Here is a 19,676-nt window from a genome sequence, read left to right as displayed (position 1 = left end):
TTTTGATCTAGATGAAGTAATCAAATAAAAAGGCTGTGCTTTCGCAAACTTTGTTGCTTTTAACATGATTGGGTAGAAGTTGATTTCCGCTCCAGGTACTCGCTTTCCGCGGGGTGGGCGCTGAGCCTCCTCGGCGCTATTACGCCTGCGGGGTCTCACCTGTCCCACTCCTCCCGCAGGAGTCTCGCACCTTCCGCTCCAATCAACTATTCCTTTTGGTAAATAGAAGGCTTATTCAAAAACAACAATCTTTTAGAAAGATCCAATAAAAAAGCATCCCCTATCTATAATCTGAAAGGGAATGCTTTCTAATTCATTAAAACGCTATAATTATTTCACCCTAGCAGGCGCTGATAAATCGACTTTGCCTGTGTTAAATCCTTTGTTCCATGAATAAGTGCACGTCCATCATTGAAGATGACGAGGCGCTGCTCACCCATCTCAACAGAAATTAAGTAAGGATTTCCTTTCACCTGATATCCAAGAGCTTGCAACTGCTCGGATAGGTCTTTTAAGTGGATATTCTGCTGCATCGGCGGACGAATCTGTACGGTGTCTCTTCCACAAAGGACGGTTGATTTCGTCATATTCTCATGATTGAGGTATGGATAGGTTCGATGTTCACCACATGACAAACAGCCTTCATCTTTTGCTTTTGATACTTTCATACTCGTATATTGATTTCGCCATAAATCAAAGCTAACAAATGACGTTCTAACGGCTTCCCAATCTTCAACAAGAATTTTCAATGCTTCAGCGATTTGATGTGAAATAACCATTTGTACGGCTGGCGCAATGATTCCTCCTGTATCACAGGTCATTCCCTGAATCGGGATTTTCTTTAATATACAATTTAAGCAAGGGGTTTGTCCCGGAATAATGGTTAGACTCATCCCGTAACTGCCTACACATGCCCCATAAATCCACGGGACCTGATATTTTTGTGAAATATCATTTATCGCCATTCTCGTTTCAAAATTATCTGTTGCATCAATAATTAAATCCACTTCTTTGACGAGCTCTTCTAGCTTTTCAGGTGTCGCATCCGTAATAATAGCCTCAATCTCCACTTCAGAATTGATCTGTTGTAAACGACTTGCAGCTGCGGCTGCTTTTGGCAGCTTCTCTGCTACATCTTGCTCCGTATAAAGCTGTTGGCGCTGAAGATTGCTTGCCTCCACATAATCACGGTCGACGATTGTCAGTTTCCCGATCCCAGCTCTTGTTAACATTTCTGCATTACCTGAACCTAACGCACCAGCACCTATCATTAACACATGCTTGGATCGGATTTTTTTTTGCCCCTCTTTCCCGATAGATGGGAACAAGGTTTGCCGGGAATATCTTTCATCCATGGTCAGCACTCCCTTCGAAGAAGAAATTAAATCTCTTCTTCCGTATCAGCCACCACTTACTGGAGGAATAAAAGCAACTGTGTCCCCAACGCATATAACTTCCTCATCTGAGGCAAACTCCTCATTAATTGCTGTCATAGCATTTTCGAGATTGACTGATTCATATGTTTCTTCTATTTGCTTCTTAAGCTCCGCAACTGTTTTGCCATCCGATTCAATGATAATTGATTCTTCCCCTACTGCATCCCGTAAATGAGCAAAGAATAGTATTTTATTCATTTAAATCCTTCTCCTCTGGTTTTCCTTTTGGATAAGAAACAGTTTCAAGCTGGTTTCCAATCCATTCCTTTCCATCTTCCCAATGTTCCTTTTTCCAAATCGGAACAATTTCCTTAATACGCTCAATAGCATAACGATTGGCCTCATAGGCATCTGCACGATGGGGTGTTGAAACAGCAATAACGACTGCAATATCTGTGATATCCAGTTTCCCTACTCGGTGAGTAATCGCTACTTCTGCTCCAGCCCAGCGTTCCTTTATTTCATTGCCAATTTGCTCCAATTTCTTTACTGCCATTGATTCATATGCTTCATAAATTAAGAATAATGTCTTTTTTCCATGTGTTAGCTCTCTCACTGTTCCGACAAATGTTGTGATCGCTCCTGCTTCACGCTGTACAACTTTATCAATGACTTCCTGCACAATGATTGGTTCTTTTGAAATGGCATAATTCATTCTATCACCTCACCTGTTGATCTCATTAAAAAATAGATACAGATACTTTCTCATTAAAACTTATTGGGTAGAGCATTAAAATAGATGGGTTCTGGATTTTTTTCAAGTGAGTACCCGCCAATTCCCTCTACTTTTTCTAGAAACTCTTTTGATTGAATTACATGAATTAAATCTTTGCCTTGCTGACTGTCGAAGAATGCTTTCGTCATTAGTAAATCATAGTGTTCGTCTGCTACAGGAATAAAATCCAAGTCCATTGCTTTGGCAGCTGGATAGATGCCCAAGCCTACTGCGCGATGGTTTCCCTTAACTTCAGCTGCAACACTTAAATGGGAGAACATTTCTCTTCCATAGCCGATGATTTCCTCAGTGCTTATAGCTTCCTCTTTTAAGAGCATATCAAAAAGAATTCTCGTCCCAGCCCCTTTTTGGCGATTCACAAACTGGGCTTGTTGGGGAACAATATCTTTAATTGAATTTATATCAAGTGGATTGCCTTTTGGCAATAACCAGCCTTGCTTTCGTTTCAAAAATGGATAAAGAACGACCTCTTTATCTACTAAAAACCGTTTAATATACGATTGATTATATTCCATTGTTTCTGGGTCAAGAAGATGGATGCCAGCCACATGGGCTTCTCCCTTCTTAATGGCCATAATCCCAGCTAAGCTTCCAACATGAGATGACATAATACTTGTGTTTCTTCTTACTTTCTTCATTTGTGAAGATAAGAGATCAATCGTTAAGTCATGGCTTCCTATAAACACAATTGATTCCTTTATCTGTTCCAATGGTTTTAATAATTCAACTTCTGCATATTCTCCCTGCTCATACCCGAGGCTTGTAGGGGGAATAATGAGCATGCCATCTGCGCGTACGAGCGACATGGTTACACCGGCTGCCCGTGGAAGTGGATTGGCAATATATTCTCCATTAACAAAGCCAATATTCATCCGAATAAAGTCTTCCGCACCCATCGTACCAACAATACGCCTTCCTAATTTCACCTTTAATTTTGGCCTAACTGGCTCTGAAACTTGTAATGCTTCACAAATTAGTGGTCTAACAAACCATTCAAGAGCTAAGTAGGCAGAAACTGGGTAACCTGGAACACCGACGACAATTGTCTCTTTTATTTTCCCGATAATTACAGGCTTGCCCGGCCTTGTTGCCACACCATGTGTGAATACTTCACCTAGTTCCTCCATAATATGGACCGTATAATCCTTTGATCCTGCAGAGGAGCCTGCGTTAATAACTACCATATCAGAATGAGTAACAGCTTCCAAGATAGCTGCTCTTATTCTTTCCGGTTCATCCTTTACAATCGGGTGTAAGCGCGGCTCACCACCCCATTCATGAATATAATTGGTAAATACCGTGCCATTAAACTCAACTAATTGGCCAGTAGAAATAGAGCCATCTGGGGCAACTAGCTCATTGCCGGTTGGTATAACCGTAACGACCGGCTTTTTGATTACTGGAACCATTACCGTTCTTGAAGCAAGGAGAGCACCAATATCAACAGGTCGAACTACATGACCCTGAGGAAACAGCATTTCCTCCTGAACAATATCCTCCCCTATTGGCCGTATATGCTGCCAAGGTACCGCGGGATCAATAATCTCAATTGTATCTTCATCAATTTCTTCTACATACTCAATCATGATAACAGCATCAAAAGGCGGGGGAACTTCATTCCCTGTATCCACGTAGATAAAATCTTTATTACGTTTTAGTCGAATCGGACTTTGCTCATGTGCTGAAAAGGTATCTTCTGCAAATACAGCAATCCCATCCATTGCTGAAGCATGGTAATGGGGCATGGAACCTTTTGCAAAAACTGGTTCAGCCAATACTCTTCCTAAGGTACTTGCACTATCTAGCCACTCGATTTCTCTCTTTGCTTCATAATGGGCAAGCATTTGCTGTTTGGCCTCCAATCGGGGCTTGTCCTGCAAATAGACCTTACGTTTATAATTATGCTTTGACATCTACCTTCAAGCCCCCTATTGGAAAATCCTTATCGGAACGAGATCGCCTTTTTGCACACCTTCGCTCCTTGCTGCAATTTCAATTACCCCTTCACTTTGAACGAGGGTGGAGATTAAACCAGACTTACCAAAAATCGGTTCAGCATACCATATACGATCCTCTTCAAAAAGCCGGACCCTCACATAATCCGTTCTTCCTGGAGAAGAAGGAATATTTTTTGTTACCCTAGCAAAGGTTAACTGTTTTTCCTGGTATCGGAAACCATTTAATTGTTCTAATATAGCCTTTCCAAATAGATGGAAGATAATGATCGCTGAAGCTGGGTGTCCTGGCAGACCAATAACCGGCTTACGGCCAGCCATTGACAAAATCGTTGGTTTTCCTGGTTTTATTGATACACCATGAACAAAAACACCCGGGTCTCCTAGAGATTGGATTACTTCAACTGAATAATCCTTCGCACCTACCGAGCTGCCCCCGGAAACAATCAGACAATCCGCTTTCTCTAACATCTCTCTTGCTGCCTTCTCAAATTCCTCACGATTATCCTTGACGATGCCGCCATACTGAAAGGCAAATCCCCACCCAGTTACAAGCGCGCCGATTGTCATTCCGTTCATATCTCTTACTTCACCTGGAGCAAGCCTTTCTGTTTCAATCGGAACAATTTCATCACCTGATGAGAGATAGCCTATAATCGGTTTTCTGATTACAGTAACCTCTGTAATCCCTTGAGAGGCAAGTGCACCTAACTCCTGAGAACGAAGCTTCGTTCCCTTCCTTAATAAAAGGGCACCTTTTTGCATATCCTCCCCAACAGAAATGACATTTTCTCCTGGAGCTACCTGTCTAAACACATTAATTAATCCATCCATATCTTCGCAATGCTCAATCATAATAACCGCATCGCTGCCTTCTGGAAGCATGCCGCCTGTTGGTACGTACATGACTTCCGCTGTTTGCAGTACTCCTGGTGGCAATTGGCCCATTTGAACTTCCCCTGCAAGTGTAAGAAAGCCTGGAAAGCTTTCAGATGAACCAAATGTATCCTTTGCTTTCACCGCATAGCCATCTACCGTAGAACGGCGAAAATCAGGCACATTCTCAGACGCATAAATATCTTCAGCTACAACAAAATGTAGGGCTTCAAAGAGTGGAATATTTATATATTCAGTTATCGGTTGAATCTGTTCCTTGATTAAGGAAAACGTTTCCTCCACCGATTTAACCTGGAAAAATTTCATGATAAATCTCTGCTTTCTTTTGGATGATCAGCTGCAAGCTTGAGCGCTTTCTCAAATTCCTCTGGATAGTTCATATTGAAAAGATAATGATCTTGATAATCGAAATGAAGCTTAGTCAAATCATCTTCAGTCACTATTTTTGTATGGATCTTTTTATAAAACTGCCTGATACGCAGTTCTTGCTTTTGTATAGCTTGATTAATTTCTTCTTGTATATCTTTGCGATAGGCTGCAAATAAGGGATGAAGCTGACCTGCGATATTTGGAACGGCAGCATCGAATGTTTCTAGCAAGCCAAGCAGGATGTCCCCTAATTCTGAGGAAATAAACGGCATATCACATGCAACCACAAGATTTTTATCCGTACTAGAAGCACTTAATCCTGCATGAATACCTGCAAGCGGGCCCATTTCCTTCCATCTATCCTCAACCATTGGAAGTCCAAGAAATTGATAGTCTTCAAACGTATTTGTCACAATGATTATATCTGTCACTGTTTTTTCAAGTGTTTCTGCAATATTCTCAATAACCGTCTTTCCATCTATTCTTAGTAAGGCTTTGTTTTCTCCCATCCTGCTTGACTTGCCGCCTGCCATAATAATACCCGTTGTTCGCATTCTTCACACCTGCTTAGAATATTAGTGAGTCTCATGACCCTCATCGTCAGAAATTCCAAAGCCCTTTTCTTGAGCAATATAATCTAGATGGATACTCTTTACATCTAATAATGTTGGAGATTCTTTTTTAAACATTTTTCTAGTATCTATTACTTTAGTATACCCTTTACATTTATGACATGCATGAATTTCAGCACTTTCATCCCCTTCTACCTTCAGGATGACTACCTTATCCTCTGAGCCACAGTGTGCACAGCTTATTTTCTTTTCTTCCCACATATGAAGACATCTCGGACATGTCAGCTCTTTCTTCCCTTTTTTGTTAATCACAGCAAATCGTGCAGGCTCACCACAAGAATGACAGCCATGGTTATGATTTATTTCTTTTAATCTTGGTTCTAATTCAGCTGTTGCCGCCTGTAAATACGGACGTGCTGCATGCTCAGCTGCAAAGATTGGCAACCATTCAGGGAGGTTATTCTCTTCTGCAAAGTTTTTAAAATAGAAGTGATTAACAGCAATTGCTTCTGTAAACCATTTTTGTAAAATATCCGAAGTTGCTATTTCTTTTATCTTCTCAGCCGCAGCCGTAATTTCAGTATTGTTTTGCCCTATTAATTGAAGTAGTTCCTCGATAAATGTTTGATATTGGTCGATGTTAATAGACATTTCTAGCTGAGGAATGATTGGGGAACTTGCTGCTAAATTCTCCATTCCTTTCAATGTTACCTCTGAGACTTCACTTCTCCACTTTTCATTTAAAGATTGAATCTTTTTTTGTAGCTGTTCATAGTTTTCATCAAGAACATTCGTTTTTGCCATTGAAAACACCACTTTCATTTCAGGTAGTCATTTATCGTTAGGCTCTATTGAACTTGTTTGTTGATTTCCGCTCCAATCAACAGGGTGCAAAAATCAACACTTAGCTTTAAAACAGCCTACCGTTAAGAAGAGGAAAGGCTACCCTTAATGCAGGGTAGCTCTCTCTCGTATTTATTACAATTGTCAATTTTAGTCTTTAATGATTATGCATGCTTTTTCTTCTTGAGTTCTTCCTCTTGCAGTTCATCATACCAACGGCCATGGTGATCCTTGGCATATTCCTCTGAAACATCTCCTTTGATGATTCCTCTCATCGAAGGTTTCGCTGTTACAAGAGACATATAAATATGGCCAATGGCTACTGCAGCTGCAAGACCTAGACCGATATTATGAATTGGGTACGCCCACATAATGATTCCATATGCGAAATACTGAGGGAACCACATAATAAGACCTGAACAAATCAACATGATTGTTGTAATGATCATTAACCATGAGTTTATTTTTTCACCTGCATTGAAGAAATCCTGTTTCGGTATCTTTGCTTTCATTCCAAAAAATTCTTTCGCAAATTGAGGGAAGAATAACAAGTCATGCTTCTTCCAAGAAAGAATATTCTTTGCCCAATTTGTAAAACCCTTCCAATCAAAGATGATCATAATGGGTAGTGGAAGCATAAAGGCAACAGCTGCGAATCTATGAACTAACCTTGCACCAGCTGGTCCTCCAAAAACAGGGTATAACCAATCAAAAAACTCGGTGTACATCGGTAGTGCAGAAATATATAAAACGAAGAATGCTGCAGCATTTATCCAGTGCGAGACCCTGAAACCCACATTAAAACGTTTAACCGTTTTTTGATTTCCACCTTTATTCATGGCCATGGTCTCCTTCACTAGAATCATTCTTTTTATTTAATGTATTTGTAATGAATGCTCCAATAACGGCCATAGATGTTACACCTAGCATGGCTTTACCGATTGGCTGTGCATAATCCTTCCAAACAATTTGAGAAAGTGCTACTTTTGGATTCTCAGGTAAACCATATGTTGTCGGCTTGTCAGCCAATATATAAACTGTATTTGTTCCTCTAATTCCTTGTGGATTGTAAATATTTGCATTCGGATAACGCTCTTTAATTTGCGATAAGCGTTCCTCTGCTGAAGAAAGAAGTTCATCCTTATCTCCGTAGACAATTGCCCCCGTGTGACAAGCTGTTGCACATGCAGGCTGTAGCCCTTCTTCCAGGCGATCCGTACATTGCGTACATTTCTGTGCCTTTCTAAACTCTTTTCCATTTTTATCAATATAGGTTGCTAGGTTAATAGCATCAAAGGAGCATGCTTGCACACAATAGCCACAGCCAACACAAGTATCATAGTCAACAACTACAGAGCCAAACTCTGTATGACTGATTGCATTCTCAGGACAAGCTTTCTCACACGCTGCTTCTGTACAGTGCAAGCAGGAAGAATGGCGGAAAAGCCAGTCAAGCCCGCCGTCCTTTCTTTCTTGCTCATTAAATGTTAAGACATTCCACGTATTTGCTGTCATTTTTTCATGAGATTGATAGCTTCCGTGGAACTCTTCTATTTCAGAAGGGAGGTCATTCCAGTTCTTACAAGACACCATACACGCACGGCAGCCATCACATTTCGTTACATCGACCAATTTAATTGTTTCAGCCATTATTTTGCCCTCCTAACATCGCAAAGAAATGCTTTATATTCTGGAATCGTTGAGTTTGCATCTCCAATATGCGGTGTTAAGCGGTTTGCTGTTCCGCCTGTGACAATTCCTTTATATCCAAAATGCCATGGCATACCAATATGGTGAACCGTTTTATCCTTTAACTTATACGGTTTGAAACGTTTCGTAACCATTGCATATGCTTCAATTTCGCCACGTGCAGATGAAACAATGATTTTATCCTTATTGTTAATGCCCTTTTCTTTCGCCAATTCTTCACTGATTTCAACGAACATATGTGGAACTAACTCTGCCAGCCATTCTTGATTTCGGGTCATTGCTCCGGATTGCCAATGCTCTGACAGGCGATAGGTAGTAGCAACAATTGGATATTTAGATACATCCCCTTGTTCATTCTTTTCCGTTTCTCCGAATTGCACAGCCGGATTCATCTGTACACTTGAGAATGAATTGGTCATTGGATTTTCATACGGCTCATAATGTTCTGGCAATGGCCCCTCATTAATAGAACTAAATATTGCCCCTTTACCGCCAGCAATCATGATAAATGGATCTATAAAGGTTGGATCATCAGGCCCTTTATCAACAACAAAGTCTGGAACATCGTTTCCTTTCCATTTGCCCTCAGCTGCATTCCATTCAATTCCAACTCTTGTTTTACTCCATGCCTTACCATTTAGATCAGCACTCGCGCGATTATACAGGATACGTCGGTTAGCTGGCCATGCATAAGACCAATTCAGGAAGTTACTCATGCCTTCATCTGTAGTGTCGCGGCGCTTAGCCAGGTTGTCGTTTTCAGGGTAGAAACCACAGTAAATCCAGTTTCCACTGCATGTGGATCCATCATCTTTTAGATCCCCAAACTTTTTCACTTGTTTTTTTGTTTTCATATCGTAGCCATTTATTTCTCTGCATACGAGATCAATATCAGGATGATCGTGTTCCCCATAATCCCAAGTCATTGCCTTCATCGGCATATCTGCAGGATTGGAGCTATTTTTATACATATCCTTTAAACGGCGCGCAAGCATATGCACAATTTCCAAATCTGCCTTTGACTCGCCTTTTGGCTTAATCGCCTTCCAACGATATTGCATCCAGCGCCCTGAATTCGTCACAGAGCCTTCTTTTTCAAAGGATCCACTTGCAGGAAGGAAAATGACTTCCGTCTGAATCGACGCTGGGTCTGCTCCTGCTTCTTTTTGCCAGAAGGAAGACGTTTCTGTTTCAAAAAGATCTACCGCAACCATCCATTTCAGATTGCTTAGTGAATCTTGTCCCTTCCCAGCATTCGGTCCGCCAACTGCTGGATTAGATCCAAATAAAATTAAACCTTCAAGCTCTTTACGATGCATGGCATCAAACAATCTCATAAATGAATGATTATTACCTGATGTAATTTTCGGTAAGTAATGGTACCCAAATTCATTTCCTTTTGTTGCATTATCCCCATAGAAGGATTTCAGCATGCTTGTATAGAACTTCGGCTTATTTACCCAGTAGCCAGCCTTTGGTGTAATACGATCAAGGAAGCCTTGATAAGTAAAATCACTTTCTGCCGTTGTCGGAACTTGCATATATCCTGGTACATTATCATACAGGAGTCCAAAGTCTGTTGAGCCTTGAACATTGGATTCTCCCCGCAATGCATTTACACCGCCGCCAGAAATCCCAATATTTCCAAGAAGCAACTGAAGAATGGCATAAGAACGAATATTCTGCGTTCCTACCGTATGCTGTGTTCCACCCATTGCATACAAGATGGTACCCGCTTTACCAACTTCACCTGTTGAAGCATATGTTTTACAAATATCTAAATATGTTTCTTTATCTGTACCCGTTACCCCGATAACTGTCTCTACATCATAACGGGAATAATGTTTCTTCATTAGCTGGAATACACAGTTAGGATCTTTCAATGTTGGATCTTTAAGCGTGTTTCCTTCTTCATCTGTTTTGAAAGCCCATTTCGTCTTGTCGTAGCTTCTTTTGCCTTTATCATAGCCACTAAACATTCCATCATCAAATGCATAGCTATCTTCAATAATGTAAGAAGCATTTGTGTATGCTGCTACGTATTCTTTGTGGAAGAGTTCATTTTCTAAAATATAATGAATCATTCCGCCGATGAAAGCAATATCTGTTCCAGAACGAAGTTGTCCGTACACATTTGCCATCTGCGAAGTTCTTGTGAAACGCGGATCTACAGAAATTAGTTTCCCGCCTTTTTCTAATGCCTTTAAAATCCATCTAAAGCTAATCGGATGATTCTCAGCAGGATTCGCACCGATAATCATTAATACATCGGCATGCTTAAGATCATTCCAGTGATTTGTCATTGCTCCACGACCGAATGTAGGTGCCAGACCGGCAACCGTTGAACTATGTCATATTCGGGCCTGATGCTCGATATAGGTTAACCCTAATCCAGCACGGAATAACTTTTGCAATAAATGACATTCTTCATTATCTAATGCCGCACCGCCCAAATAAGCGATCGCGTCCGTTCTATTTACAGTAAGGCCATTTTCCTTATGAATGAATGTGCGATCACGCGTTTCCTTAATATTCTTGGCAACCCTTTCAAGCGCAAAATCCCAATCAACTTCTTTCCATTTATCGCTGCCAGGTGCACGGTACAGTGGTTTGGTTATGCGCTTTTCACTTGTATATACTTGACGGACTGTTGTTCCTTTACTGCATAAGCTTCCTTCATTGATTGGGTGATCCGGATCCCCTTCCGTATACACCACATCATCACCTTTTGAATAAACCAAGATCCCACAGCCAACCGCACAATAAGGACAGATTGTTGGTGTTGGCTTCAACTCAGCAATCTTAAATTCTCTTGTTTTTGCCTGAGCTCCTTTATCATCAAATCCTAGCTCAACTATAGCGAGAGTAGCTGCTACAGCACCGGACAATTTTAAGAACTGTCTTCTAGTAAACTCCATCTATATTCCCCCCTGCTTAGAAAAGCATAAGCACCTAACCCAGGTCTCAACTATTTTAAATAGGCTACTGGCCAAGACCAAAGACCGGCAAAGTACTATCACTAGACACTTTTCTAATTTATATAAAAATATAAAATCCAATTAGTTTGGATGAACCCCCATATTTCTTTCTTCAAGGTCATTGATGACCCTTCCAAAGGAAGTGTACGGAATAGACATTCTTCCCCTTAAATAACCAACTACTTCAATATTTAGAAATTTCGCAAGTTGAATAGCCTGCTTTGTCGCGGCTGTCCGCGAACCAATAACTGCAAAGCCAAACTTTGCTGCTTTAGAAAGCATTTCATAAGATATTCGCCCTGTGGTCAGCAAAAGCAGTTCTTCTGGCTTACATCCCGTCCGAATTGCATGTCCGATAATCTTATCCACGGCATTATGTCTGCCAATATCCTCTCGAACGGTTATCTCTCCATTTGGATGAACGATGCAAGCTCCATGCATACCTCCTGTTTCTGCATACAATGGGGAGCTTTTCGCAAACTCGCTTCGTTTCTTCAAGATATAACTTAATAGATAAGTATTTTCAGATTGCACCTTTGCAAAGTTTTTTACATCTGTCATAGAGAAGAATGTGACCCCTCTACCACAGCCGGCAGTATAATGTTTCTTCTTCGAAAACATTGTTTCTGGATTAAAATCCTCCCGTAAGGTGACTTCAATTGTTCCAGAGTCTTCTTCACAGCGAATGGAGCGGATTTCATCCGCTGCTTCTATCATTCCTTCTGAAAACAAATAGCCGAAAACCCAGTCCTCTAAATCTTGATTTGTCAGCTGGAATACAGCCACTTCATACCCATTTATTATGAGTGTAATAGGATATTCTTCAGGACATCCCTTATTATTCATCGTTTCCACCCCTTTTTAGCTAATGGAAGCGTTGGCCTTGTCATTTTATTACGGAAAGAACTCCCATTGATTATAAGAAAAAGCATCTCATCACTTCTGCGACAATTATCACGAAAAGACGGCATTGGAAGTGAGATTATTATGAAAATTTATTTCTTGTTACGAAATAATCATAAAGGGAGCGAAGGAATACAGCAGTAACATTTATCACGTTATAATTAGGAAGGAAGGATTGAAATCATATTTGTTCATTAAATTGTTAAATTAATTTTTGAACAATATGTGAACTTCGTTAGAGAAAAGCAATCTACTATGACCTATGAAAAATAAACTATACAGTTTCTCGCAAAAGTGTTTATTGTTATAATAGAAAATAGACAATGTCATCTTATTTAATGAAGCACAACTTCAGGGAGGAATATTACAATGACGATGAAAAAAGTCTTAACAATCGCTGGATCAGACACAAGCGGGGGCGCTGGCATCCAGGCAGATCTTAAAACGTTCCAGGAACTAGGCGTTTATGGTATGACGGCTCTTACAACCATTGTGACAATGGATCCCAAAAATAATTGGAGTCATAACGTATTTCCAATTGCTATCGATACACTAGAAGCACAGATAGAGACGGTTCTATCCACTGGAATCGATGCAATGAAAACAGGCATGCTTGGCTCCGTAGAAATTATTGAGCTTGCTGCTAAAGTAATTGATGAAAACAAATTAGAGCGGGTAGTTATTGACCCCGTATTAGTTTGTAAGGGAGAAGATGAAGTCCTTCACCCAGAAACAGCTGAAGCGTTAAGAACCATTCTTGTACCTCGTGCAACCGTTGTAACTCCTAACCTCTTTGAAGCATGGCAATTAGCTCAAACAGGGCCAATTAAAACTGTTGAGGACATGAAAGCCGCGGCTGTAAAGATTCACGAACTTGGTGCAAAATATGTACTCATTAAAGGCGGAAGCAAATTAGAGCATGAAAAAGCAGTTGATCTTCTATATGACGGGAAGGATTTCAAACTGTTTGAAAGCGATCGCATTGATACGACTTACATACATGGAGCTGGCTGTACATACTCCTCCGCAATCACAGCTGAACTTGCAAAGGGAAAAACAGTAGTAGAAGCTGTAGAAATAGCAAAGGATTTCATCACAGCAGCCATCAATCATGGGTTTAAATTAAATGAATACGTAGGTCCAACTATGCATGGAGCCTATCGCCGCTTCGGTGCAGGCCGTATAGAAGCGGAACAGCTTAAATAATAAAAAGAACAAATGCGCAGGACACCTATCCCCTCAAGGGTAACGGTGCTTGCGCTTTTTTTATTTAGGCTCTTTTCTAAAAATTTGTTGTTTTTGAGTAAGCTTTCTACTGATAAAAAAGGTTAGTTGATTGGAGCGGAAGGCGTGAGACTCCTCGGAAATGCATCCGCATTTCCTCGTGCGGTGTCAATTCAAGAAGCCTATTCAACGTCCTGCGGGAGTAGTGGGACAGCTGAGACCCCGCAGGCGCTTTAGCGCCGAGGAGGCTCAGCGCCCACCCCGCGGAAAGCGAACGCCTGGAGCGGAAATCAACCTCTACCAACTACTTTCTCATCAGTACAATATTTGTGAAATAGCCTTTATTGAAGCACCTATTTCGCTTTTCGGTTCCTTTTTTAGTAAAATAAGATGGAATTAAAAAAGACATACACAAATGAATACGGTAAGGAGGATTAGGATGGAACCGGTAATTATCGATCGTGTACAAAAGGAATTGGATCACCTTGCCAAAAAGGAAGTATATATTCATCTTGAAACAACGAACGGAGCATATGCTTCTCATTTCGATGAATCCTTCTTCTCTTCTGGCGCATATATACGTAATGCCCTTCTACAATATGAGCACGGGAAAATAACAGGGAGTGGCCCTTTTCGTATTGGCCTAAAGATGAGCTTTGGCTGGGTTTACGCAGAAGGAATCACCCATTTCGAAGTAGATGATAAAGGAAGGCTGCTTTTAGCTGGTCATGACTTTAGCGGCAAGCTTGCTGTTGCACTACAAATAAGCGAAGAACCGTTCTAACAAATTTAGAATGGGAAAGAAAGGAGCTTACAACATGGAAAAAGAAAAACATGTTTTAGTTGTTTTCCCACATCCAGATGATGAAGCATTTGGCGTTTCAGGAACCATTGCTTCTTATACTAATAACGGGACTCCAGTTACATATGCCTGTTTGACGCTAGGGGAAATGGGGAGAAACATGGGGAATCCACCATTTGCCACACGAGAAACATTGCCAGTTATTCGTAAAAAGGAGCTGCAAGATGCAGCAAATGTCCTTGGAATTACCGATTTACGCATGCTTGGCTATCGTGATAAAACTGTAGAATTTGAAGATGAGTCTGTCATTGCTGCTCATATGAGATCAATCATTGATGATGTAGATCCTTCATTAATTATTACGTTCTATCCTGGCTATGCTGTTCATCCTGATCATGATGCTTGTGGTGCCGCTGTTATTAGAGCGGTTAAGGATATGCCAGAAGCAAGCCGTCCAAAGGTTCACTGTGTTGCCTTTTCAAATAACTGCGAGGAAGAAATTGGTCAGGCGGATATTGTTAATAACGTTAGTGCTGTTTCTGATCAGAAAATTGCAGCTATCAAAGCACATGTGTCTCAAACACAGCTAATGGTTACTGAGATGGAAGAAAAGCTAAAAAACCAAGACCCTGGCGTTATGGCAAGAATTCATAATGAACGATTTTGGACTTATCAGTTTTAGGTAAAAATAAAGCTTTGCTAAACGATATTGTTGGTGCATGAAATCGCCATTGGTGTACCCGCTCATTAAGTTATTCATACGAATAAAAGTCATTCGCGTGTACCCCAATGGCATTTATTCAACAACCACCGCTAAAATAAGCAAAGATAAAAGCAGCTTTTCACTGATAAATGTGAAGAACTGCTTTTTCTTTATGATCTTTTTGCGGGTTCTCTGCTTCCTCTGCCAAGATTCTATTCTATTGGCAAATCGCTGATTTCGCTTTCTTCTTTCTCAAGCATGTCTCTTAAATTTTCTAGTTGATAACCATCTTCCCTTTTGATCATTTTAACGATCATTGGCCTTGTTAATTTCATTCGCAGACCGCTTGTTTTTACAAATGCTTCAAGCTCTACTTGTGTTCCTTCCTCAATTTCATGAAAGACATATTTATATTCAACAATTAATCCATTAGAGTTGCTTCTTGATGTAAAAGATTGATCTTGATTAAATTCAACATATTCCACATCTGCGTAAACTTTATTTCCCCTGACCATTCGAGTTTCCTTAAATTTCGTTCCTTTTCCAATTTCTCCATCTGTAAGCTTTTCCATTTCAGCAACAATAGGCATTATTTCTTGAACATTCTCCATCCCTGCCATATAGCGAAATACTTCATTAACTGGTTTATGTATGATTACACTAGAACGAAAATCAGCCATCTTTACTCCTCCATTGCTTTCGAGCATTTTTTCCTTAGACTGTTTTAGCAAACATTGTGCTTTTAACATGAATGAGTAGAGGTTGATTTCCGCTCCAGGTGCTCGCTTTCCGCGGGGCGGGCGGTGAGCCTCCTCGGCGCATAGCGCCTGTGGGGTCTCACCTGTCCCGCTGCTCCCGCAGGAGTCTCGCACCTTCCGCTCCAATCAACCAACCTTATTTATCAACAGTTATCATTCATATAATTCATTCAATAAACAACAATCTTTTAGAAAAAAGGCATTCCATATTAAATTAGCACTGTTAAATTGGCCAATTGATTTCTGCTACAATCATCAAGTGCAAAAATTATATATTAGCTTTAACACAGCAATTATAATATAAAAAGCCCATAGAAATGCAAAAAAAAAACAGAATTCATTCTTTTAGAATCCTGTTTTAGGCGATTATACTTTTTGATGGAATAGGGAGCAGAATTTGCACCAATCTGTTATGACAATTGTTTTTCCTTTAATTTCTATAATTTCATCTTTTTTCAGCTTAGAAAATACTCTGCTGACACTTTCTCTTGAAGTTCCGACCATGGTAGAAAATTCTTGAACGGTGATGGGAAGTTCAATGTACATTTTATTGCATCGGTTTGCGCCAAATTTACCAGCTAATCTCTCTAGTGTTCTGATTGTTTTCATATAGACATCTAAAAGAGCAATATCTCTTAATATCGAAGTCATATCACGCAGCTGTTCACTCATATAACGAATAATTTGAACGGACATTTCTGGTGAAAGCATAAGCTCTTGTTCTAGGTCATCTGTATTCAAGAAGTATATTTCTCCTTCTTGTACCATTGTTCCTGTGGCAGGATAGCACATGCCTTCCGCATTGAATAAGCATGCTTCAGCGAAGATCTCTCCTTTTTTCTTAATACAAGTGATTAACTCATTTCCCTGTTCATCTTGTTTTGTCAGCTTTACAATTCCTGAATGAACAAAGAAGACTCCCTGTGCCTCTTCATACTCAGAGATGATTTGTTCTCCCTTTTTATACGCCTTTTTAACGATCCGATTGTCAATCAACTGGACTGACTGTTTCGGAAGATTTTTAAACACTTCGATTTTACTTAAGAATTCCTCAATATCCGGCTGTTGAACTGCAATTGGATTGCTCATGTTCATTTCCCACCTCATTAAGTTTTTTCATACTTCTATTTATATTCATTTTATCGAGTCTAACTACGGTTGAATGTGACATTTTTCACACTTATTAATTACACCCCTTTGCTGCATAATAAACTACATGTAAACTTTGTCTTTCTACTTGATATATGGATCTTAGAAAGCCTTTGATACTGCTGGATTCCACGGTTCACAATTTCTTCACTGCCCATTCACAGATCATTCACAATGCAAATTAATATTGTGAACTTTATCACAGGATGACTTTTTTATCCAAGTTAGGATATTAATATACAGCTTAAGAGGGGGGAAAAAAGTGAAAAAACCTTTAATTATATTTGTCATCAGCGCACTAATCGGCCTCGGACTTGGTTATTTAGTATTTGATGTTATCGGTTCTGATGACTCCAAACCAGAAGTAGCTGTTTCCGATAAGGAAGATGCTTCAACTAAGGAAGAAGAAACAAATAATACCGATGATACGGTAGCTGTTTCAGACGACAATATCTTACAAGCAAAGGGATGCCTAGGCTGCCACGCTGTTAGTGGATTAAATCTTGAAGGTGGAGCAACTGGTCCAGATCTGTCGCAGGCATTTAATAATGTCGAAGACAAACACGGCAAGCCGCTTGCTGAATTCTTGAAAGAACCTACATCTGCAGTTATGTCTAGCGTTATTGGCGGCAACCCATTAACAGATGAAGAGATTAGCCAGATTGTAGAAGCCCTTCAAAAGGCGGCAGAATAACAATTCATTTTTTGAAGCTATATTACTATAACAATAAAGGCGGTGCAGCAATTAATGAAAAATTGGATTCCAGCTGCCACCGGTTTAGTAGCCGGTGTCTTAGCAGCAACTGTATTTTTTGCAGATTTTTCTCCAGGTCCATCTGGTTCAGCTACTAGTGGTAGTGTGAATAAGACGAATGCCGAGAAGGTTTATGTTCCTTTTGGAGAAAAAGATGAATATTACTTAATGGCATCTGGTGGACATTCTGGGCAAATGTTCATTTACGGTGTTCCATCCATGCGCCATATTCGTACGATTCCTGTCTTCTCTCCTGATTCAGCCACAGGGTATGGGTTTGATACGCATACAAAAGAATTAATGGGCGATTACAATTGGGGTGATCTTCACCATCCTGCATTATCAGAAACAGATGGTGACTATGATGGGAAATACTTGTTTGCAACGGATGTAGGGAATAGTCGTGCAGCAGTAATGAATCTTGAGACATTTACAACCAAGGATATCATTGATGTACCGAACACAAGCGGTCCACACTGTGCAGCATTCGTTACTGAAAATACAGAGTACATGTTTCTTCCTACACGATTCGCTGTTCCTATCGGCAGAGAATACGCTAGCTTAGATGATTACAGCGAAAAATATCGTGGAGTCATGTCTGCTGTAACATTTGATGAAAAAAATGAAAAATTAAATATTGCCTACCAAGTAGCTCTTCCACCATGGTCCTATGACCTGTCTGATGCTGGTAAAAAGATGTCTGCTGATTGGGCAGTTATGACCACTTATAACACAGAAGAAGCTACAACAAATCTAGAAATCAATGCATCACAAGCAGACCGTGACTATATTGTTCTATTCAACTGGAAAGAGCTTGAGCAAAAGATTCAAGATGGAGAATACGATGAAGTAACTGGACAAAAAATGATCTTCCCTGAAAAACATAAAGGCGGGATCTATCTTGTACCTGTAGCAAAATCTCCACACGGAGTTGATGTAACACCAGACGGCGAGCACTTTATCGCATCTGGAAAGCTAGCTCCTGCAATGACCGTTTTCTCATTCCAAAAAGCATTTGATGCAATCGAAAATCAAGACTTTGCTGGTGAACGTAATGGGATTCCAATTTTAAATTATGACTCTGTTATGGAAAGAGAAGTTGATCCTGAAAATGCACTTGGACCACTTCACACGCAATTCGATGATAAAGGCATGGCTTACACAACGATGTTCATCTCTTCTGAAATCGTGAAATGGGATCCAAAAACTGGCGAAACACTAGATCGTGTTCCAGTTCAATACTCTCCTGGACATTCTGTTGCTGCTGAAGGGGATACTGTAGCACCAGACGGAAAATATATTATTGCACTGAATAAAATTGCCAAGGATTCTTATTTATCCGTTGGACCTTCCCATCCAGAATCTATGCAATTAATTGATCTATCAGGGAAAAAGATGGAAGTCATCCAATCGGCTCCAGTTAACCCTGAGCCACATTATGCACAAATGATTAAAGCTGACAAAATTAAAACAATATCTGTTTATGATAAAGACGAAAGCAATCCTTATGCTGTCTACAACCAGGAAGATACTAGGATTGAACGTAAAGGCAATGAAGTTCATGTATACGGGATTGCGATGCGTTCAAAATTCATTTTTGATGCGAAGGCAAAACGTCCTGATGCACTTGAGGTAAATGAAGGCGATAAAGTATTCATTCACTTAACAAATATTGACTTTGACCAAGATATTACCCATGGTTTTGCGATTAATAGCTATGACTTAAACATGGAAGTACAGCCAGGTCAAACAAATACAATCGAATTTACTGCTAATAAAGCAGGAACGTACCCAATGTACTGTACTAACTTCTGTTCAGCATTACACCAAGAAATGACTGGATATTTATTAGTAAAACCAAAATAAGTAAAAAGGGACTAGGGTATC

Annotated in this window: 18 protein-coding genes; 5 read left to right on the top strand and 13 right to left on the bottom strand. The window is 40.1% G+C overall.

Annotated features, from left to right (window positions below):
* Positions 1-335: 335 nt before the first annotated feature.
* The 11 genes from ACFYKT_RS15820 to fdhD all read right to left on the bottom strand — a co-directional run bounded on the left by ACFYKT_RS15820 (position 336) and on the right by fdhD (position 12,342).
* A complete protein-coding gene (locus tag ACFYKT_RS15820; protein WP_389221575.1) occupies positions 336-1,355 on the bottom strand; it encodes a thiazole biosynthesis adenylyltransferase ThiF in 1,020 nt (339 codons plus the stop codon).
* Between the two features lie 45 nt (positions 1,356-1,400).
* Positions 1,401-1,634, bottom strand: a complete 234-nt coding sequence (gene moaD / locus ACFYKT_RS15815; protein WP_389221573.1) for a molybdopterin converting factor subunit 1 — start codon at positions 1,632-1,634, stop codon at positions 1,401-1,403.
* On the bottom strand, positions 1,627-2,091 hold the full coding sequence (locus ACFYKT_RS15810) for a molybdenum cofactor biosynthesis protein MoaE (RefSeq protein ID WP_389221571.1): 465 nt from the start codon (positions 2,089-2,091) through the stop codon (positions 1,627-1,629). The genes moaD and ACFYKT_RS15810 overlap by 8 nt, the downstream gene beginning before the upstream one ends.
* A 53-nt stretch (positions 2,092-2,144) precedes the next feature.
* Positions 2,145-4,085, bottom strand: coding sequence for a molybdopterin biosynthesis protein (locus ACFYKT_RS15805; protein ID WP_389221569.1), 1,941 nt, complete (start codon positions 4,083-4,085; stop codon positions 2,145-2,147).
* A 15-nt stretch (positions 4,086-4,100) separates the two neighbouring features.
* A complete protein-coding gene (locus ACFYKT_RS15800; RefSeq protein WP_389221567.1) occupies positions 4,101-5,330 on the bottom strand; it encodes a molybdopterin molybdotransferase MoeA in 1,230 nt (409 codons plus the stop codon).
* Entirely contained in the window at positions 5,327-5,947 is a 621-nt protein-coding gene (gene mobA, locus ACFYKT_RS15795) for a molybdenum cofactor guanylyltransferase (RefSeq protein WP_389221565.1), read from the bottom strand. Before mobA ends, ACFYKT_RS15800 begins: the two co-directional genes overlap by 4 nt.
* A gap of 21 nt (positions 5,948-5,968) precedes the next feature.
* Positions 5,969-6,769, bottom strand: a complete 801-nt coding sequence (locus tag ACFYKT_RS15790) for a formate dehydrogenase accessory protein FdhE (protein ID WP_389221563.1) — start codon at positions 6,767-6,769, stop codon at positions 5,969-5,971.
* A gap of 203 nt (positions 6,770-6,972) precedes the next feature.
* Positions 6,973-7,647 (bottom strand): formate dehydrogenase subunit gamma, encoded by a 675-nt coding sequence (locus ACFYKT_RS15785; protein ID WP_389221561.1) that lies wholly within the window; start codon positions 7,645-7,647, stop codon positions 6,973-6,975.
* Positions 7,640-8,458, bottom strand: a complete 819-nt coding sequence (locus tag ACFYKT_RS15780) for a 4Fe-4S dicluster domain-containing protein (RefSeq protein WP_389221559.1) — start codon at positions 8,456-8,458, stop codon at positions 7,640-7,642. Before ACFYKT_RS15780 ends, ACFYKT_RS15785 begins: the two co-directional genes overlap by 8 nt.
* On the bottom strand, positions 8,458-11,436 hold the full coding sequence (fdnG, locus tag ACFYKT_RS15775; protein WP_389221557.1) for a formate dehydrogenase-N subunit alpha: 2,979 nt from the start codon (positions 11,434-11,436) through the stop codon (positions 8,458-8,460). The genes ACFYKT_RS15780 and fdnG overlap by 1 nt, the downstream gene beginning before the upstream one ends.
* A gap of 141 nt (positions 11,437-11,577) precedes the next feature.
* The gene (gene fdhD, locus ACFYKT_RS15770; RefSeq protein ID WP_389221554.1) at positions 11,578-12,342 is read right to left on the bottom strand and encodes a formate dehydrogenase accessory sulfurtransferase FdhD; all 765 of its coding nucleotides are present in this window, start codon (positions 12,340-12,342) and stop codon (positions 11,578-11,580) included.
* A 426-nt stretch (positions 12,343-12,768) separates the two neighbouring features.
* Here fdhD and pdxK point away from each other — a divergent pair, with 426 nt between their 5' ends.
* The 3 genes from pdxK (at position 12,769) to bshB2 (ending at position 15,107) form a co-directional block, all read left to right on the top strand.
* Positions 12,769-13,605: a pyridoxine/pyridoxal/pyridoxamine kinase gene (pdxK, locus tag ACFYKT_RS15765; RefSeq protein ID WP_389221552.1), complete on the top strand. Its 837-nt coding sequence runs from the start codon at positions 12,769-12,771 to the stop codon at positions 13,603-13,605.
* Between the two features lie 457 nt (positions 13,606-14,062).
* The gene (locus tag ACFYKT_RS15760; RefSeq protein WP_389221550.1) at positions 14,063-14,407 is read left to right on the top strand and encodes a YojF family protein; all 345 of its coding nucleotides are present in this window, start codon (positions 14,063-14,065) and stop codon (positions 14,405-14,407) included.
* A gap of 34 nt (positions 14,408-14,441) precedes the next feature.
* Positions 14,442-15,107, top strand: a complete 666-nt coding sequence (gene bshB2, locus ACFYKT_RS15755; RefSeq protein WP_389221548.1) for a bacillithiol biosynthesis deacetylase BshB2 — start codon at positions 14,442-14,444, stop codon at positions 15,105-15,107.
* A 233-nt stretch (positions 15,108-15,340) separates the two neighbouring features.
* Here the strand turns inward: bshB2 and ACFYKT_RS15750 are convergent, their stop codons facing one another.
* Positions 15,341-15,808, bottom strand: coding sequence for an SRPBCC family protein (locus ACFYKT_RS15750; protein WP_389221546.1), 468 nt, complete (start codon positions 15,806-15,808; stop codon positions 15,341-15,343).
* A gap of 444 nt (positions 15,809-16,252) precedes the next feature.
* On the bottom strand, positions 16,253-16,975 hold the full coding sequence (locus ACFYKT_RS15745) for a Crp/Fnr family transcriptional regulator (RefSeq protein ID WP_389221544.1): 723 nt from the start codon (positions 16,973-16,975) through the stop codon (positions 16,253-16,255).
* Positions 16,976-17,297: 322 nt separating this feature from the next.
* Between ACFYKT_RS15745 and ACFYKT_RS15740 the strand changes: the two genes are divergently transcribed.
* Together ACFYKT_RS15740 and nosZ are read left to right on the top strand one after the other, a co-directional pair.
* Complete coding sequence (locus tag ACFYKT_RS15740) at positions 17,298-17,729, top strand: c-type cytochrome (protein ID WP_389221542.1); 432 nt, start codon at positions 17,298-17,300, stop codon at positions 17,727-17,729.
* A 54-nt stretch (positions 17,730-17,783) separates the two neighbouring features.
* A complete protein-coding gene (gene nosZ, locus ACFYKT_RS15735; RefSeq protein ID WP_389221540.1) occupies positions 17,784-19,655 on the top strand; it encodes a Sec-dependent nitrous-oxide reductase in 1,872 nt (623 codons plus the stop codon).
* Positions 19,656-19,676 lie beyond the last annotated feature (21 nt).

Origin of the sequence: Cytobacillus mangrovibacter (assembly GCF_042865275.1) — a bacterium.
GTDB classification, from domain to species: Bacteria; Bacillota; Bacilli; order Bacillales; family Cytobacillaceae; genus Cytobacillus; species Cytobacillus mangrovibacter.
Note: the sequence above shows the minus strand (reverse complement) of the source record. Positions and strands in the feature narration are given on the sequence as shown.

Coding starts and splice junctions, on each gene's coding strand:
- moaD (WP_389221573.1), bottom strand. CDS start 1,634: ATGAATAAAATACTATTCTTTGCTCATTTACGGGATGCAGTAGGGGAA.
- pdxK (WP_389221552.1), top strand. CDS start 12,769: ATGACGATGAAAAAAGTCTTAACAATCGCTGGATCAGACACAAGCGGG.
- ACFYKT_RS15790 (WP_389221563.1), bottom strand. CDS start 6,769: ATGGCAAAAACGAATGTTCTTGATGAAAACTATGAACAGCTACAAAAA.
- ACFYKT_RS15745 (WP_389221544.1), bottom strand. CDS start 16,975: ATGAGCAATCCAATTGCAGTTCAACAGCCGGATATTGAGGAATTCTTA.
- nosZ (WP_389221540.1), top strand. CDS start 17,784: ATGAAAAATTGGATTCCAGCTGCCACCGGTTTAGTAGCCGGTGTCTTA.
- ACFYKT_RS15780 (WP_389221559.1), bottom strand. CDS start 8,458: ATGGCTGAAACAATTAAATTGGTCGATGTAACGAAATGTGATGGCTGC.
- ACFYKT_RS15820 (WP_389221575.1), bottom strand. CDS start 1,355: ATGGATGAAAGATATTCCCGGCAAACCTTGTTCCCATCTATCGGGAAA.
- ACFYKT_RS15785 (WP_389221561.1), bottom strand. CDS start 7,647: ATGAATAAAGGTGGAAATCAAAAAACGGTTAAACGTTTTAATGTGGGT.
- ACFYKT_RS15810 (WP_389221571.1), bottom strand. CDS start 2,091: ATGAATTATGCCATTTCAAAAGAACCAATCATTGTGCAGGAAGTCATT.
- fdhD (WP_389221554.1), bottom strand. CDS start 12,342: ATGAATAATAAGGGATGTCCTGAAGAATATCCTATTACACTCATAATA.
- ACFYKT_RS15800 (WP_389221567.1), bottom strand. CDS start 5,330: ATGAAATTTTTCCAGGTTAAATCGGTGGAGGAAACGTTTTCCTTAATC.
- bshB2 (WP_389221548.1), top strand. CDS start 14,442: ATGGAAAAAGAAAAACATGTTTTAGTTGTTTTCCCACATCCAGATGAT.
- mobA (WP_389221565.1), bottom strand. CDS start 5,947: ATGCGAACAACGGGTATTATTATGGCAGGCGGCAAGTCAAGCAGGATG.
- ACFYKT_RS15750 (WP_389221546.1), bottom strand. CDS start 15,808: ATGGCTGATTTTCGTTCTAGTGTAATCATACATAAACCAGTTAATGAA.
- ACFYKT_RS15805 (WP_389221569.1), bottom strand. CDS start 4,085: ATGTCAAAGCATAATTATAAACGTAAGGTCTATTTGCAGGACAAGCCC.
- ACFYKT_RS15760 (WP_389221550.1), top strand. CDS start 14,063: ATGGAACCGGTAATTATCGATCGTGTACAAAAGGAATTGGATCACCTT.